This window comes from Kaistia algarum (assembly GCF_026343945.1).
Taxonomy (GTDB): domain Bacteria; phylum Pseudomonadota; class Alphaproteobacteria; order Rhizobiales; family Kaistiaceae; genus Kaistia; species Kaistia algarum.
The window spans coordinates 1,048,318-1,064,959 of sequence record NZ_JAPKNJ010000002.1; the positions used below are offsets into that span (position 1 = coordinate 1,048,318).

Here is a 16,642-nt window from a genome sequence, read left to right on the forward strand (position 1 = left end):
ATTCGCGAGGCAATGACCGATCGCTATTTCCGCAATCGGCTGCCTTGACCGGGCTTATCCAAAGAAACGATAGTTGCATACAGAAATCATATCCCTGTGGACAATGACGCCATGACCGTCGTCGCAAGACCGATATCCGTTCCCGAAGCGATCCCCAGCGGCGGCCGCTTTTTCGCCATGAGGCTGGAGCCGGGCGAGGATGTGCTCGATACGCTGCAGGCCTTCGTTGCCGCGAACCAGTTGCCGGCCGCCGCCATCGTCACCGTCGTCGGCAGCCTGACTCATGCCATGATCCGCTACGCCGCCCAGCCGGGTGGCCATCTGCGTGAAGGCTTGTTCGAGATCGTTTCCATGATCGGCACGGTCGAGGCGACCGGCGGTCATGTCCACATCTCCTGCTCCGACCACAAGGGCGACATGTTCGGCGGCCACATGCTGTCCGGCTGCCTGGTGCGGACGACATGCGAGATCGTCGTGCTGGAACTCACCGATCTTTCGTTCAGCCGCGAAACATGCGCCCTCTCGACCTGGGACGAACTCGTCGTTCGCCGGCGCGCGGTATGATGGACCCGAAGCGCTCCCGCGAGCCGGAAGGGCAGTGAAGTGGCGAGTGCCGCGAAGAACAAGGCCAGCAAGCCGTCCCTGCTCTATTCGGCAGGCAACAGCTTCCTGCACAAGGCCAACCCGCTGACGAGCCTCTGCCTGCTGCTATGGATGATCTCGGCGGCGATCGTGCTGCCGACGGCGGGATCGGCAACTGTGGCACTTGCCGCAATCCTGGTGGCGCTGGTCACGGGCGTGGGCCGACGGGCGGTCAAGCGGCTGCTGATGACGATGGTGCCGATCGGTGTCGCGCTCGTCGTCGTGCACGGCCTGCTGATCGACCGGCAGGATTTCGCCGCCCTGGGGCCGCTTCAGGTCAGCACCACCGGCCTCGACTATGCGCTTCGGGTGTTCATGCGGGTCGCCGCCATGCTGATGGCAACCTTGCTCTTCGTCACGACCACGCACCCGTCCGAAATGCTGAAGGCGCTCGACCAGCGCGGCGTGCCGCCGGGTGTCGGTTATCTGATTGCCAGCCCCCTGCTGCTGATCGAGCCCTTCACCGAGCGGGCGCACGCGATCCGCGACGCGCAGCGCGTGCGCGGACTCGACCTGACCGGCTCATGGAAGGCCCGGGCCAAGGCTCTGCCGGTGCTGCTCGTTCCGCTGATCACGCTGGCGCTGTCCGATCTCGACCACCGCGCCTCGATCCTTTCCGGCAGGGCTTTCCGCGCCCATAACCGCCGAACCGTCATCAACGCACCGCCGGATTCGACCTTCCAGATATGGCTGCGCCGCCTTCTGCTGACCCTCGCCGTGCTCCAACTGGGATTGCCTTTGCTTTGGCGCCTCTGATCGAGATCCACGACCTTCGCTTCCGTTTCCCGCAGGCCGAGACGCCCATCCTGGACGGGCTTTCCCTGTCGATCGAGGCGGGCGAGCGCGTCGCCATCCTCGCGCCAAACGCTGCCGGCAAGACGACGCTCGCCAAATGGCTCTCCGGCCATCTGCCCGAGGGCGCGTTGAAGGCCGAACACGGCACCGTGACGATGGAGGGGCGCGACTGGACGGAATGGTCGATCGCAGACCGCGCCTCGGCTATCCAGTATGTCGGGCAGGTCCCCTCACAGCAGCTGACCGGTTGCGCCTTCACCGTCTATGAGGAAATCGCCTTCGGCCCGTGCAATCTCGCGCTTCCGGAAGCGGAAATCCGCCAGCGCGTCGAGGAAGCGATGGCGATCTGCAACGTTGCTCATCTGGCCGAGCGCGATCCGTTCACGCTCTCCGGGGGTGAGCAGCAGCGGCTTTCCATCGCCGCCGCGCTCGCCATGCGTCCGCGCGTGCTCGTCCTCGACGAGCCGACCTCCAATCTCGACCCGGAGTCGCGCGACGATCTGATCGAGCAGATCGACAAGTTGCCGGGCGGGTTGACGATCGTCGTGCTGGAAGTGGCGCTTCGCCCGTCGCTGGCGCTCGCCGACCGTTTCATGCTGCTCGAAGCCGGGCGGATCTTGGTAACCGGCACGGCGAGCGAGGTGTTGAACGATCGGCGCTGCATCGAGGCGCTCGGCATGACCTCGGTCGCCGCGACAGCCGCCGCATTGCGCGAGGCCGGCGCCTGGCCAGAGGAACGGCCGCTGCCGCTGACGCTCGCCGAGGCGCGTCCCTTCTTCGAGGCCTCCCATGCTATCGGTTGAACACGTCAGTTTCGCGTATGTGGAGGACAAGCCGGTCCTCAGCGATATCCACTTCTCGGGCCAGCGCGGCGAGGTACTGGCGATCGTCGGGCGCAACGGCGCCGGCAAGAGCACGCTGCTGCGCCTCCTCAACGGGCTCTACCAGCCGGCCGCCGGCCACATCACGGTGGACGGCATGTCGACTTCGGACACGCCGATCCACGAACTGGCCCAGCACATCGGCACCGTCTTCCAGGTGCCGGAGCAGCAGATCTTCAATGCGACGATCCATGGCGAGATCGCCTTCGGACCGAAGCAGCAGGGTCTGACCGGCGAGGCGCTGGAAGCACGGATCGCCGAGGTTCTGGACCGGATCGGGCTATCGGGATCCGGCGCGATGCACCCCCTCGACATCGACGCCTCGGCCCGCCGTCTCGTCGCCGTCGGGTCGGTGCTCGCCATGCGGCCGCCGATCCTGCTGCTGGACGAACCGCAGCGCGGGCTCGACAGGGCAGCCATGCAGCGCCTCGAGACGATCATCGCCGAGGAAAAGGCTGGCGGATCGCTGATCGTCCTCGTCTGCCACGATATGGACTTCGTCGCGCGGCGGGCCGATCGCGTGCTCGGGCTGGCCCGCGGCGTTCTGGCGGCGGACCTGCCGACGGCGGCCTTCTTCGCCGACGAAGCGCTGACGGAGGCCGTGGGTGTCGAGACGCCGGATGTCCTGCGCCTGTCGCTTGATCTTGGCCTGTCGCCGAGCCTGACGCCTGACGCCTTCGCAAGAGCCTATCTGGCGCGGCGGGGCACCGCCGGCGAACCGGGGCTTGACGGCGCATGAGTCGCGCGCCTAGTTTTCGCATTGCAGCATCGGACCCAAAAATGGGCGAGGCTGACAGCCGATCCGGCCTTTCGCATTCCGTTTCAATCTCGTCCCCGATTGCAAAGGGCAAGAAGCCTGGCGTCGGCATCCAGCTTGGAAAGCAGGATCCGCCATGGTGAAAGACGGCAAGCGCCACATCGACAGTTTGAAGGACGGCCGCACCATCTATATCGATGGTCGCAAGGTCGTAGACGTCACGACCGACCCGGCCTTCGCCAAGTCCGTTGCCACGTCAGGCGGGTTCTACGACTACCAGTCGGCCCCGGAAAATCTCGAGGCGATGACGTTCGTGTCGCCGAAGACCGGCGACCGCGTCAGCCGCGCCTGGCAGTTGCCGCGCAACCCTCGCGAACTGGTCGAGCGTCGCGAAGCGCTGGCGCGCTGGGCACGGCTGACCTGCGGCATGGTGGGCCGTTCGCCCGACCACGTCGCTTCGACGCTCGCCGGCTTCCGCATGGGCCTGCCCGCCTTCCGCGATAATGACCCGGCCCGCGCGGCAGCGGTCGAATCCTATTTCGACTATGCCCGCGACAATGACCACTACCTCTCCTACGTCATCATCAACCCGCAATCGGACAAGGCGAAGACCGCCAGTGGCCAGCCTGACCCGCATCTGGTCGCGTCGATCGTCGATGAGGATTCCGCGGGCATCACCATTCGCGGCGCCAAGATGCTGGCGACGAGCGGCATCATGGCCAACGAGATGCTGGTCTCCGGCTTCAACGCGCTGCAGGCGGGCGACGAGGCCTATGCCTTCACCGCCATGCTCCCGGTCGGCACCAAGGGCCTGACGCTGATGTCGCGCCGCTCCTATGAACAGGCGGCGACGTCGGAATTCGACTATCCGCTGTCGACGCGCTTCGACGAGAACGACGCCGTCGTCTATTTCGACGACGTGAAGATCCCGTGGGATCATGTGTTTGTCTTCAAGGATCTGAAGATGGCGCAGGCGCAGTGGCACGACACGCGCGCTCACGTCTTCCAGAACTACCAGTGCATGATCCGCCTGATGGTGAAGCTGCAGTTCCTGCTCGGCCTCGCCCGCAAGATCGCCGAGATCAACAACATCATCAATTATCCGCAGGTTCGCGAAACGCTCGGCCTGCTTGCGGCCAAGGTCAACAATATCGAGGCGCTGATCGTCGCCATGGAGGCGGCCGGCGAGCATTTCAACGGCTATTACGTGCCCAACCGGACGATGCTCTGCACGGCACAGGTGATCGCGCAGACCACCTACCCGGAAGTGGCCGAGGCGATCCGCACCCTGTCGGGCGGCGGCATGATCATGGTCCCCTCCTCCTATGCCGATTTCGAGACGCCGGAGACGCGGGCGATCATCGAGAAGACGCAGCGCTCGGTAGCGACGAATTCCGAAGGCCGCGTCAAACTCATGAAGCTCGCCTGGGACGCGATCGGCTCCGAGTTCGGCTCGCGCCATCTGCAATATGAAATGTTCTATTCCGGCCCGACCTTCGTGACGCGCGGCAATTCTTTCCGCTTTTTCGATTGGGACGGCGTCAAAGGCTTCGTCGACGGCTTCATGGCAGGCTATGGCCTACCCGAGGCGACGAGCCTCCGTCCCGCGGCGGAGTGAGGGCGGTGGACATGCCGAACCCGCCGAGCGCCGACGAGATCGCCCGCCTGGCCTTCGTCGATCACGGCCGCGCGCCGCTGCGCCTTAAGGAAAGCGGCCCGCTTTCCGACCTCACCTTCGCGGTCAAGGACCTGTTCGACATTGCGGGCTATCGCTCGGCCTGGGGCAATCCGGATCAGCTCCGCGACGGCGCGCCCGCCGTCGCGACGGCGCCTGCCGTGCTGGTGCCGCTGGTCGCTGGCGCGACCATGATCGGCAAGACCAACACGGACGAAGTCGCCTGCGGCATGTTCGGCATGAACCCGCATTTCGGCACGCCGATCAATCCGAAGGCGCCCGACCGCGTACCCGGCGGCTCGTCGAGCGGCTCGGCCTCGGCGGTCGCGGCGGGGCTGGCGGATTTTGCCCTCGGCACCGACACGGGCGGCTCGATCCGCGTGCCCGCCAGCTTCTGCGGCCTCTATGGCCTCCGCACGACCTATGGCCGCGTCTCGGCGGCCGGCGTCATGGCGATGGCGCCGAGCTTCGACACGGTCGGCTGGCTGGCGAACGACGCCCGGACCCTTCGCCGCGTGTCGGAGGCTTATTTCGGGCCGATCGGCACGGCGAGGCCACCACGGCTGATGATCGCCCGTGACGCGTTCGACATTCCGGTGGGCGGCATTGGCGAGGCGCTGCTGTCCGTCGCCCAATCACTAGGGACAGCCCGCGAAATCACGCTCTATGAGGAAGGCGTCGAGCATTGGCTGGACACCTTCCGCCCGCTGCAATTGCACGACCTCTGGTCGACGCTCGGCGCCTGGGGAACTGCGCCGGGCCGGAACCTGTCGCAGGCCGTCCACGAGCGCATCCAGCTTGCCTCGACCGTGAAGCCGGAGACCGTCGCTGCCGCCGTGCCGCGCCGCGAGGCGCTGACCGATCGGCTCGTCGACCTCCTCGGCGATGACGGCATGATCGTCATCCCGACGGCGCACGACCTACCGCCGCTGCGCAGCGCGCCCGTCTCGGCGCAGATCGCCTTCCGCGAGAAGACGCTGGCGCTCACTTCCGTCGCGAGCCTGACGCGCCTGCCGCAGATCGCCATTCCGGCGGCGAGCTTTGAAGGCTGCCCGATCGGACTTTCGCTGATCGGCGGTCCGCGCTCGGAAAAGCAGCTTCTCGCCTTCGCCGAAGCGATGGGCGACCTGACAACACGGCCCTCATCATGAAGATGGTCCGCGACGGCGATCGCGATTTCGTCGGCTACGGCCGCAATCCGCCCGACGCGAAATGGCCCGGCGGGGCGCGGCTGGCGCTTGTCGTCGTGCTCAATGTCGAGGAAGGCGCCGAGCCGTCGATCCCCGATGGCGACGGCGCCACGGAGGCGGCGCTGACGGATGCCATTCCGGGCGAGGTCGCTGCCGGAAAGCGCGATTTCGTCGCCGAGACCTTATTCGAGTATGGCTCGCGCGTCGGCTTCTGGCGGCTCCACGATCTCTTCGCGGCGCGCGGTGTTTCCCTCACCATCAATGCCTGCGCGCAGGCGCTTGTCCGCAACGGCGAAATCGCGGCCGCGATCCGTGACAGCGGGCTCGACCTTTGCTGCCATGGCGATCGGTTCCTGCGCCACTACCGGATGAGCGAGGCCGAGGAGCGCGGCACCATCGCCGCCGCCTATCGCGGTATCGAGGCGGCGATCGGCAGGCCGCCGCTCGGCTGGCAGAGCCGCTATTCCTCCAGCGAGGCGACGAGGGCGCTGCTCGTCGAGCATGGCGGATTTCTCTATGATTCCGACTCCTACGCCGATGATCTTCCCTACTTCGTTGAAGTCGCCGGCAAGCCGCATCTCGTCGTGCCGCATTCCTTCACCCATAACGACAACCGCCTCGCGACGGCGAAGCTGGGCACCGCCAACGATTTCTACGATCACCTCGCGGCGGCCTTCCGCGTCCTCCATGCCGAGAGCGCACACACGCCCCGTATGATGACCGTCAGCCTGCATTCGCGCATCTCCGGCCAGCCGTCGCGTTTCGAGGCTGTGCAGCGCTTCCTCGATCTTGCCCAAAGCCATGAGGGCGTCTGGTTCGCCGGCCGGTCCGAGGTTGCGCGCCACTGGATCGCGACGCACCTGTCCGAGACGACCCGATGAGCGCGGCTCCCCTTCTCCTTGCCGGCGGAATGGTGGCTGACCCGCTCGCGGGCGAGGCCAGCCGGAGGGACCTCCTGATCGAGAATGGCAGGATCGCCGCAATCGCCGCGCCGGGCGCGATCGGTCGCCCTGACGCCCAGCGCTTCGACGCCTCCGACCGGCTGATCCTACCGGCTTTCGTCAATGCGCATACGCATGGCCACGCCAATCTGGTCAAGGGCGTCGCCGAGCGCTGGACGCTCGAGGCCTCGCTCACCAACGGGCCGTGGCTTGCCGGAGCACGCGATCCCGAGACGATCTATCTCTCGACGCTCCTCGGCGCGCTCGACATGTTGTCGAAGGGCTGCACGAGTTGCTTCGATCTCGTCTACGAGTTCCCGCGCCCGACGCTGGAAGGGTTCCTGGCGGTGGCCAACGGCTATGCCGATGCCGGCATGAAGGCCGTTCTGGCGCCGATGGTCGCCGATCTCAATCTGTTCCAGGCGGTTCCGGGCCTGATGGATTCGCTCCCCGAAGATCTGCACGAGACCGTCGGCCGATTCCAGCTGGCCAATGGCGACGAGACAATCGCAGCCATGGAGGCGATCTTCGCCGCGCGCGACCGCCTGCCGCCGGGCATCTCCCTCGCCATCGCGCCGACGATTCCGCATCACTGCTCGGAGCGCTTCCTGATGCAATGCGTGGATCTGGCCGAGCGCCATGATCTGCCGATCCACATGCACATCGCCGAATCGAGGCTTCAGGCGACTTCAGCGCGAAAGCTCTGGGGCGTTTCACCCGTCCGCCGCCTTGCCGATCTCGGCGTGTTGCGGCCTAGCTTCATCGCCGCTCATGCCGTCTGGCTCGACGGGCGCGACCTCGACATCCTCGCCGCGCATCACTGTTCGGTGGCGCAGATACCGGCCAGCAATTTCCGCCTCGGCGCCGGCATTGCCCATGTCCGACCGATGCTGGAGCGCGGCCTACGCGTCGGTCTCGCCACCGACGGCGCCAATTCCTCCGATGCGCTCTCCATGCTGCAGGCCACCCGCCTCGCCTCCTATGCCTCGCGCGTCTTCGATGCGCCGCGCGAAACATGGCTTGATGCCGCGGAGACGCTGCGCCTCGCAACTTCCGGCGGCGGCGCCCTGCCCGGCCTTGGCCATTCCGGCCGCATCGAGACTGGCGCTGCCGCCGATCTCGTCCTTTTCGATCTCTCACACATCGATTTCATGCCTTTGACCGATCCCCTCAATCAAATTGTCACCGCCGCCGACTCCGCCTCGATCACCGATGTCTTCGCGGATGGACGGCATGTCGTCGCCGGCCGAAAGCTCCAGACCATCGATCCCACAACGCTGCGTGAGCGCGTCGCCGATTCCGTCGCCCGGCTCTCCGCCAGTCTGGCCGATGCGCGCGCTCTAGCCGGCCGGTTGGAGCCGCATGTCGTCGCCTTCGCGGACAGCCAGAGGGATGAACCTTTGCCGGTCGCGCGCCATCTACCCGTCGAAGGGAGGGCCTTCGCATGAGCGACGCCTTCGATCCGGCGGAATTTCGCCGCGCCTGTTCGCTGTTCGCCACCGGGGTCGCCGTGGTGACGACGCATGTCGGCGACACATTCGCCGGCATGACGATCAATTCCTTCGCTTCCGTCTCGCTGGAGCCGCCGCTGGTCCTCTGGTGCCTCAAGGACAAGGCGCGCTCGCGCGGCATCTTCGAGACCGCAGGCCGCTTTGCCATCAATATCCTTGCGGCGGAGCAATTGAGCGAGGCGAAGCACTTCGCCAAGAACACGCTCGAGGCCTTCGAAGGCGGCGAGCCGATGATCATCTCACCGCGCGGCCTGCCACTCCTGCCGGGCGCCCTCGCCCATCTCGAATGCGAGACGCGCCATGTCTATGATGGCGGCGACCACCGCATCATGATCGGCGAGGTCGTCGCGCTTTCGGCACAGCCGGGCTCACCGCTCGTCTTCTTTGAGGGCCGGCTGACGGCAGGATTTCCCGAACTCGAACCCATCGGAACGCCATGACCATGGTCCGCATCGGCCACATCACGCCCTCGTCCAACACCTGGCTGGAGCCGCTGACCTATGCGATGAACCGGCAGCTGGATGGCAGGGTGACGCATCATTTTTCGCGCATCCGCGTCACCCACCTCGCGCTGGAGGCGACATCTGAAGCGCAATTCCAGCTGGAGCCGATGCTGGCCGGGGCACGATTGCTCGCCGATGCGCCAATCCAGGCGCTGGTCTGGAACGGCACATCGGCAAGCTGGCGCGGGCTCGAAAGCGATCACATGCTCTGCGACGCGATCAGCAACCAGACCGGCCTGCCGGTGTCTACCTCGACGATCGCCTTCTACGAGACCTTCGAGGAATTCGGCTGGAAGCGGATCGGCCTTGCGGTTCCCTACACCGCCGACATCACCGCCGACATCGGCACCGAATATGCCCGGCAGGGCTTCACGGTCACATCGGCGGGCTATCTCGGCATCCGCGAGAACATCGGCATCGGTGCCGCGTCGCCAGACGACATACGCTATGTCCTGCGCGAGGCGGCGGCCTCCAAGCCAGATTGCATCGCGGTGGTGTGCACGAACTTCAACGCGACCGAGCTGGTCGAGGAGATGGAGGCCGAACTCGGCATCCCGATCGTCGATTCGATCGCCATCACCTTTCGCGAGTCCCTGAAGATCGCCGGCGCGTGGGAGCCGATCTCCGGCTGGGGCAAGGTCCTTGCATCGGCCTGACGCGCGCATCCCGGCAAAAGCCGCAAAGCACAAGAGGTAAGCATGGCTAAGGAAATCTTCGTCGCCTATGGCATCGATGTGGACGCGGTCGCCGGCTGGCTTGGCTCCTATGGCGGCGAGGACAGCCCTTGCGACATCTCTCGAGGCGTGTTCGCCGGCGAGGTCGGCACGCCGCGGCTTTTGAAGCTGTTTGACCGCTTCGGCATCAAGACGACTTGGTTCATTCCCGGCCACTCGATCGAGACTTTCCCGGACGAGATGAAGGCCGTGGCAGCGGCGGGCCATGAAATCGGCATGCATGGCTATAGCCATGAGAACCCGCTGATGATGACGCGCGACCAGGAAGCCGCCGTGCTCGACAAGTCGATCGCGCTGATCGAGAAGCTCCAGGGCCGCAAGCCATCCGGCTATGTCGCACCGTGGTGGGAATTCTCGAACACCACCATCGAAATGCTGATCGAACGCGGGATCATCTACGACCACTCGCTGATGCATAACGACTTTTTCCCCTACTACGCCCGCACGGGCGAAAGCTGGTCGAAGATCGATTATGGCAAGCCGGCGGAAAGCTGGATGACGCCGATGAACCGCGGCACGGAGACGCCGCTCGTCGAGATCCCCGCCTCCTGGTATATCGACGATCTGCCGCCGATGATGTTCATGAAGGCGGCGCCGAACAGCCACGGCTTCGTCAACCCGCGCGATATCGAGGAGCTCTGGCGCGACCAGTTCGACTGGATCTACCGCGAATATGACTATGCCGTCTTCACCATCACCATCCACCCGGACGTCTCGGGCAGGCCCCAGGTGCTGGCGATGCATGAGCGGCTGTTCGGCCATATTGCGCGTCATCCGGGCGTCAAGTTCGTGACCTTCGAGGAAATCGCCAAGGACTTCCTGCAGCGCCATCCGAAGGGAACGCCCGGCCCGAAGCCGTAGACGGCGGTCTGCGCCATGTGCGGCCTCTGCGGTTCGTTCACGACCATCCACTGGAGCACCGGCCCCTCCCTTCCCTCTCGGCCCGCGGCCGGGAGAGTGGCTCTCGCCCGCATCGCCGCGCGGGCGGCCACTGGTACCGGCGTCGGCATTGCCGCCTGGGGCCAGGGGTTTCGCGTGACCGGCCCGACGGGCCGGACGGAACTGGTCGCCGATCTCGGCGCGCTGTGGGCAGCGGTTGATCGCCTCGGCCGTAGCGCGCCCGACCCTCTGGACGAGGCCTTTCTGCGTCGGATGGACGGCCCATGAGCGAGGGCGCCGACCTCATCCCCGTCGATGTGCTCACCGGCTTTCTCGGATCGGGGAAGACGAGCCTGATCCGGCGCCTCCTTGAGAGCGGCCGCCTGCGGGACACGGCGATCCTCGTCAACGAGTTCGCGTCGCTGCCGCTAGACCAGCGGCTGATTGCCCTTTCCGGCGGCAATGCCGCCGTCGTTGGCAATGGCTGCATCTGCTGCGCCGTCGACGGCAGCGTCCGCGACGCGCTGCTGAATCTGGCGACGAGCCGGGCTGCGGGAACGATCCCCGCCTTCAGCCGCGTCCTGGTGGAAACCTCGGGCATCGCGGATCCGGCCGGTCTGGTCGCGACGCTGGCCCTCGACCGCATGCTGAAACCGCGCTTCCGGCCCGGCCGCGTCGTGACGCTCGTCGATCTCTCGCAAGGCGCCGAGGCGATTGCCGACACCGAAGAGGCTCTGTCGCAAATCGTCTGCGCGGACCTCGTGCTGCTGACCAAGGCCGACTTGGCAAGTGAGGGCACCGCCGCATCGCTCCTGCCGCGCATCACTGCGATCAATCCGCTCGCCCGTATCCTTCTCGACGACGGCTCGCTTGACCCGTTCGATCCGGATGCCTTTCCGGTCGTGCCGGGCGCTCGCGGCGCGCGGACCTTTTCGGCTTCACCGTCCCAAGAGCGGCATGCCACCATCCGCTCCGGCGTTCTGCGCCTTCCCGGCCCTGTCGACTGGTCGGCCTTCGCAACTTGGCTGTCGCTGCTCGCCCATCGGCACGGCGGCAAGCTGCTGCGCCTCAAGGGGACGCTGACACTGGCCGGCGAAATCGGGCGTGGCCCGGTCCTCGTGCAATCGGTTCGCCATATCGTGCATCGGCCGGAGCATTTGCCGCCCGGCAGCGCACCCGACGACCTGGAACTGGTCGTGATCCTTCGCGATCTCGACCCCGCGCGGTTGCAGCGCTCTCTCGCCGCCTTCCTGGCCTCCACCCGCACAGCGCCGCCCGCGGCCATGACGACAGCCTGAAGAATGGGCAGAAGCTGCTCAGCCTTTCGTCATGATGCCGCCCACGGCCATGCGATGCTGCGATGCGGGATTGGTATGGCATTTGCTTCTCCGCGACGTGGCCGATCGACCGGAAATCCGGATCGGACTCCCCCTCGAAGACCGGGCTGCGCTGCGGCGCCGTGGCTCCCCCACGGACAACCCCCGTCGTCTTCGCCAGAACGAACCTTGTGGAGCTGACGCGATGACGACGCATTCCCGAGCCCTCGACGAACTCGCCGAACGGGCGCGGTTCGAGCTCGACTGCGTGAACTACCCGGCGCGGGAATGGGTTAAGCCGCGCAGTCATGGCGGGGAGAACGTGCTCGACGTAGCCATCGTCGGCGGCGGACAGAACGGCCTTGCTGTCGCCTTCCGCCTGCTGCGGGAACGCGTCACCAATATCCGCATCCTCGACAGGAGCCCCGCCGGCCTTTCCGGCCCGTGGCGAACCTTTGCCCGCATGCATACGCTGCGCACGCCCAAGCATGTCTCGGGCCCGGAACTCGGCACGGCGGCGCTTTCCATTCGCGCCTGGTTCGAGGCCAAGTACGGCGCAGAGGCCTGGGCGAAGCTGCACAAGATCGATCGGCGAGATTGGCATGACTATGTCGTCTGGCTGCAGCAGACCATCGGCATCGAGACCACGAACGACGCCGAGGTCACCGACATCGAGCCGCTTGAGGATGGCATCCTCGCCGTTCACGCCACGATCGGAGGCAAGTCGGAGCGCATCCTTGCCCGCAATGTGGTGCTCTCGACGGGCATCGAGGGCTCCGGGCGCTGGCTGATCCCTCGTATCGTCTCGGAATCGCTGCCGAAGGACCGCTACGCTCATACCGCCGACGCCATCGATTTCGAGGCTCTGCGCGGCAAGCGCGTCGCCGTGATCGGTGCCGGTGCCTCGGCCTTCGACAATGCCGCGACGGCGCTGGAGGCCGGCGCGATCGTGGACGTGTTCGCCCGCCGCGAGCGCCTGCCCTCCGTCAATCCGAACCGCTGGATCGAATTTGCCGGCTTCATGCGCCATTTCGGCGACCTGCCCGACGCCGACAAATGGAGCTTCATGTCGAATTTTCTCGCCATGAACCAGCCGCCGCCGCAGGAGACCTTCGACCGCTGCGCACGGTTCGGTACGTTCGATCTGCATCTCGGCAGCCCGATCGACGGCCTTGCCATGGACGGCGGCCGCATCCGCCTCGTGACGCCGCACCTGACCGCTCACTATGACTTCCTGATCGTCGGCACGGGCTTCTCGGTCGAGATGGCCGACCGGCCGGAACTTTCCCGCTTCGCCGACAAGATCGCGCTCTGGCAGGACCGCTACACGCCGCCGTCCGGCGAAGAGAGCCCGGTTCTGGCGCGCTATCCCTATCTGACGGGTGCCTTCCAGTTCACCGAGAAGGTCCCCGGCGCGGCGCCGTTCCTGAAGAACATCTACTGCAACACCTTCGCCGCCATGCCGAGCCTCGGCGGCGCAGCGGGCATTTCGCAGCTCAAATTCACAGCCGACCGCATCGCCTTCGGCATCACGCGCCAGCTCTTCCTCGACGATGCGCCCGGCTACGTCCCGGCCCTCAAGAGCTACGACGTAGTCGAACTCGACCTTTCCGCCTTCGAGGCAAACCGCGCGAAGCGGGCCGAGAAGGTCGCCTGAAACCCAGCCGAACGAGAATCATGGTCACTGTCACCAATCGCGCCCAGCGCATCGAGGAATCGGCACAGAAGATCGAGAGCCCCTTCGTGCTGGATCCCTCGCTCTGCCTCTACAGCCCGCAGGACAACGTCGATTCACTCACCCATCCGCGCATCGCGGCCTGGCTCGACTTCGTCCGAAACGAGTACGTCCCCGACCTGCCGAAGGCGAAGCGGCGGGTTCTGCTCTTCATGCCCTGCACGAAGACCAAGCCCTATCCCTTTTCGTCGGAACACAAAGCGATCAACCAGCGGCTTGCCGATTCCGGCTTCAAACCGATCGCGCGGCTTGATCTGCCGCAGGAATTGATGGCGCGGCTGGAACCTGAGTTTTCTCAGGACGTGCTCAATCTTGCTCCCCTGATGAACGATGCCGGGACGCTGATCCACCGCATGGTGATCTCCGAGCCGATGTCGGTAGTGCCCTATGAGCACATCGTCGCCTATAACGGCCTGCCCTCGCCGGCGACCGCCTATGACGATCCGGGCCTGTTCGAGAAGCGCGGCAATGCCGTCTCGCCCTGGCGCGACAACTCGACGGCAACGGCGATCTCGGCGACGCGCTGGCGCTGGGGCGAGGAGGAAAAGCGGCATTATGTTTTGATGCACAATGAGATGGCCAAGGCGGTCGCCGATGTGGTGGCGCGGATCCGGCCCCATTATGACGACGTCATCGCCTGGGTGGCGCCGGGACTGACACATCGCAGCTTCGTCATCGGCAAGGGCGAGCGCGCGGCAAACAATGTCGCGTCGAGCCGGCTGGTCGGCGCCGAGCGCATCCCACTCCTCGGCGCCAATGACTTTTTGCCGAAGGCCGAGGCGATCCGGGCGCTGCCGACCCTCGACGATTGCAAGGACGCGATCGGCCGGCTCGCGAACCGGCTCGGCATCGACACCGTGCAGGCGACCGGAATCTATGCCCGAGGCGGGGCGAATGCGACACCGCTGGCATTGCCGGAACTCCTCGACGTGCTCATCGCGCAGATCTCGACGCCTAGGAAAAAGTGAAGAATGTCAGGACTTAAGCTCAAGATCGGCGTCAGCGACAGCGACCGGACCCGCCCTATCGCCAATGGCGAAGTGATGATCGACGGCGTGGTGCCCGAGGTCACGCTGATGGGGGTGCAGGCTCTCTTCAACCGGCAGCTCAAGGAGCATTATTTCGACGTCTGCGAATTCCCGCTCGCGACCTATCTCCGGACGCTGGAGCGGCCCGAACGACCCTATCTGGCGGTACCGCTGTTCCCCTCGCGCCATTTCCGCTTTTCCAGCGTCTTCGTGAACAAGAAGAGCGGCATCGAAAAGCCGGCCGACATGGCCGGAAAGCGGATCGGCCTCATGGTCTTCGACATGGCCGCCGCCGTCTGGCAGCGCGGAATCTTCGAGGAATTCCATGGACTTCCGCGGAACGCGCCGATTTATGTAACCGGCGGGCTCGAAGCCCCGCGCTCCGGCGACGAGCATCCGCAGGTCTATCCGCCGAAGTTCACGATCGAGCATCGCACCGACAAGAGCCTCGCCGAACTGCTGGCTACCGGCGAGATCGACGCGCTCTACACGGCAAGGGCGCCGAGCACCTGGCCTTCGGAAACAGTGGGTCGCCTGTTCGAAGATCCCAAGACCGTCGAGCTAGAATATTATCGCGAGACGGGCATCTTCCCGCCCATGCATATTCTCGCCATCAAGCAACCACTGGCGAAAGAAAACCCAGCCCTGGCGAAAGCGCTGTTCGACGCGTTCTCCGAGGCGCAGAAAATCGCCCGGGCGAAACTGTTCGACCAGGTGGCGCTCTCGACCATGCTGCCCTGGGCGCTCGAATCGCTGCTCGAGGCGGAGCGGGAGCTAGGGACCGACTATTGGCCGGTCGGCCTCGCGAAGAACCGGACCATGCTGGAGACGGTCATCCGCTATCTGCGCGAGGACGAACTGATCACGACCGACTTCGCGCCTGAGGATCTGTTCGAAGGCTCGGACATCCTTTCAACCTGAGGAGCGGCATCGATGACGGCGATAGGCTTCGGCTGGCGGGAGCTTTCCACCGACGCGGTGCCGGCGCGCGAGCGGCTCGACTATTGGCTTCAGGCGACCAACAGCCTGTTTCCGCCGACGCGCCTCTCCCGCAACAGCTTCGAAGGCTTCTATGGCCGGGTGGGGTCACTTCAGCTCGGCGAGGTGACGCTGGCGGACATCGTCTCGACCAGCCTCGAAGTTTCGCGCACCGAGGCGGAAATCCGGGCGAGCGATGATCGCTGGTACGAACTCACCATTCAGATCGAGGGCGAATGCGCCTTCGCCTTCGAGCAGGACGGGCGCGATCTCGTCACAAGGCCGCATTCCATGGTGCTCTATGACAGCCGCCGGCCTTACCGGATGCGCCTCTCCGGCCCTTACCGGCAGATCGCGCTCAAGGTTCCGCGTGCGGCCTTGCGCGAGCGCGTACCCTCGGTCGACCGGCTGATCGCGCAGCCGATCGACGCGACGCGCATTCCCGGCCGCTTCATCGTCGATTTGGCAGCCGGCCTCTGCGACCGTCCAGGCGAGATCCAGCCGGCGCTCGCGGGGCGGTTGGAGACGCATCTCCTCGAACTCCTCGCCACTGCGCTGATCGGTGCCGACCCCGAAACAATGTCGGCAAACAGCCTCGCTCAAGTCGAGCGTATCAAAGCGCATGTTCTCGCAAGGCTCGACGACGCGGCGCTCTCGCCCCGCTCCGTCGCGGCCGAACTGGGCATCTCGCTCCGCCGGCTCTATGAGCTGTTCGAGGCCGAGGACCAGCCGTTGGCCCGCTTCATCCAGGCCCAGCGGCTCGACCGCATCCGCCGCACGCTGGCCGATCCGCTGAAGCGCGGCCTGCCGATCGCGACGATCGCATTCGACTGCGGATTCAAGGATTTTTCCCATTTCAGCCGCGCCTTCCGCAAACAGTTCGGCATCGCGCCGGGCCAGTATCGCAGCGAACGGCTCCACTGAACGACCGGCCGCACGCCCTGCCATGTTTTTGCGCCAGCGCAGCAATGGTCGCCGGGCGGGGCGCGCGGTCTAGTCGGGTGGAATGCGAGCCTCCTTTCTTCACCCCCCAGGCAGAAGTGAAGGGATGACATCGCGCCAACGACAGGAACGGAT

17 protein-coding genes are annotated in these 16,642 nt (G+C 65.7%); all 17 read left to right on the forward strand.

What is annotated here, in order from left to right; genetic code table 11:
- Window positions 1-111 precede the first annotated feature (111 nt).
- Window positions 112-564: a PPC domain-containing DNA-binding protein gene (locus OSH05_RS18130; protein WP_104220402.1), complete on the forward strand. Its 453-nt coding sequence runs from the start codon at window positions 112-114 to the stop codon at window positions 562-564.
- A gap of 39 nt (window positions 565-603) precedes the next feature.
- A complete protein-coding gene (locus OSH05_RS18135; RefSeq protein WP_104220338.1) occupies window positions 604-1,398 on the forward strand; it encodes an energy-coupling factor transporter transmembrane component T family protein in 795 nt (264 codons plus the stop codon).
- On the forward strand, window positions 1,386-2,240 hold the full coding sequence (locus tag OSH05_RS18140; RefSeq protein ID WP_165801661.1) for an energy-coupling factor ABC transporter ATP-binding protein: 855 nt from the start codon (window positions 1,386-1,388) through the stop codon (window positions 2,238-2,240). Before OSH05_RS18135 ends, OSH05_RS18140 begins: the two co-directional genes overlap by 13 nt.
- Entirely contained in the window at window positions 2,227-3,057 is an 831-nt protein-coding gene (locus tag OSH05_RS18145; RefSeq protein ID WP_104220336.1) for an energy-coupling factor ABC transporter ATP-binding protein, read from the forward strand. The genes OSH05_RS18140 and OSH05_RS18145 overlap by 14 nt, the downstream gene beginning before the upstream one ends.
- A 154-nt stretch (window positions 3,058-3,211) precedes the next feature.
- Window positions 3,212-4,693, forward strand: coding sequence for a 4-hydroxyphenylacetate 3-hydroxylase family protein (locus tag OSH05_RS18150; protein ID WP_104220335.1), 1,482 nt, complete (start codon window positions 3,212-3,214; stop codon window positions 4,691-4,693).
- 11 nt (window positions 4,694-4,704) lie between these two features.
- A complete protein-coding gene (locus tag OSH05_RS18155; RefSeq protein WP_133163137.1) occupies window positions 4,705-5,901 on the forward strand; it encodes an amidase in 1,197 nt (398 codons plus the stop codon).
- On the forward strand, window positions 5,898-6,821 hold the full coding sequence (locus OSH05_RS18160) for a polysaccharide deacetylase family protein (protein WP_266352726.1): 924 nt from the start codon (window positions 5,898-5,900) through the stop codon (window positions 6,819-6,821). The genes OSH05_RS18155 and OSH05_RS18160 overlap by 4 nt, the downstream gene beginning before the upstream one ends.
- Window positions 6,818-8,329 (forward strand): amidohydrolase family protein, encoded by a 1,512-nt coding sequence (locus tag OSH05_RS18165; RefSeq protein WP_104220333.1) that lies wholly within the window; start codon window positions 6,818-6,820, stop codon window positions 8,327-8,329. The genes OSH05_RS18160 and OSH05_RS18165 overlap by 4 nt, the downstream gene beginning before the upstream one ends.
- Entirely contained in the window at window positions 8,326-8,832 is a 507-nt protein-coding gene (locus OSH05_RS18170) for a flavin reductase family protein (protein ID WP_104220332.1), read from the forward strand. Before OSH05_RS18165 ends, OSH05_RS18170 begins: the two co-directional genes overlap by 4 nt.
- Complete coding sequence (locus OSH05_RS18175) at window positions 8,829-9,551, forward strand: maleate cis-trans isomerase family protein (protein ID WP_133163136.1); 723 nt, start codon at window positions 8,829-8,831, stop codon at window positions 9,549-9,551. The genes OSH05_RS18170 and OSH05_RS18175 overlap by 4 nt, the downstream gene beginning before the upstream one ends.
- A gap of 42 nt (window positions 9,552-9,593) precedes the next feature.
- Window positions 9,594-10,490 carry a polysaccharide deacetylase family protein gene (locus OSH05_RS18180; RefSeq protein WP_104220330.1) on the forward strand — a complete coding sequence of 299 codons (897 nt, stop codon included), beginning with the start codon at window positions 9,594-9,596 and terminating at the stop codon, window positions 10,488-10,490.
- 96 nt (window positions 10,491-10,586) lie between these two features.
- Window positions 10,587-10,796: a hypothetical protein gene (locus OSH05_RS18185; RefSeq protein ID WP_104220329.1), complete on the forward strand. Its 210-nt coding sequence runs from the start codon at window positions 10,587-10,589 to the stop codon at window positions 10,794-10,796.
- Window positions 10,793-11,806, forward strand: coding sequence for a CobW family GTP-binding protein (locus OSH05_RS18190; RefSeq protein WP_104220328.1), 1,014 nt, complete (start codon window positions 10,793-10,795; stop codon window positions 11,804-11,806). The genes OSH05_RS18185 and OSH05_RS18190 overlap by 4 nt, the downstream gene beginning before the upstream one ends.
- A 223-nt stretch (window positions 11,807-12,029) precedes the next feature.
- Window positions 12,030-13,481 (forward strand): NAD(P)-binding domain-containing protein, encoded by a 1,452-nt coding sequence (locus OSH05_RS18195; protein WP_104220327.1) that lies wholly within the window; start codon window positions 12,030-12,032, stop codon window positions 13,479-13,481.
- 20 nt (window positions 13,482-13,501) lie between these two features.
- Window positions 13,502-14,527: a hypothetical protein gene (locus OSH05_RS18200; RefSeq protein ID WP_104220326.1), complete on the forward strand. Its 1,026-nt coding sequence runs from the start codon at window positions 13,502-13,504 to the stop codon at window positions 14,525-14,527.
- 3 nt (window positions 14,528-14,530) lie between these two features.
- Entirely contained in the window at window positions 14,531-15,508 is a 978-nt protein-coding gene (locus OSH05_RS18205; protein WP_104220325.1) for a substrate-binding domain-containing protein, read from the forward strand.
- Between the two features lie 12 nt (window positions 15,509-15,520).
- Window positions 15,521-16,489 (forward strand): AraC-like ligand-binding domain-containing protein, encoded by a 969-nt coding sequence (locus tag OSH05_RS18210; RefSeq protein ID WP_104220324.1) that lies wholly within the window; start codon window positions 15,521-15,523, stop codon window positions 16,487-16,489.
- The last annotated feature ends 153 nt before the right edge of the window (window positions 16,490-16,642 follow it).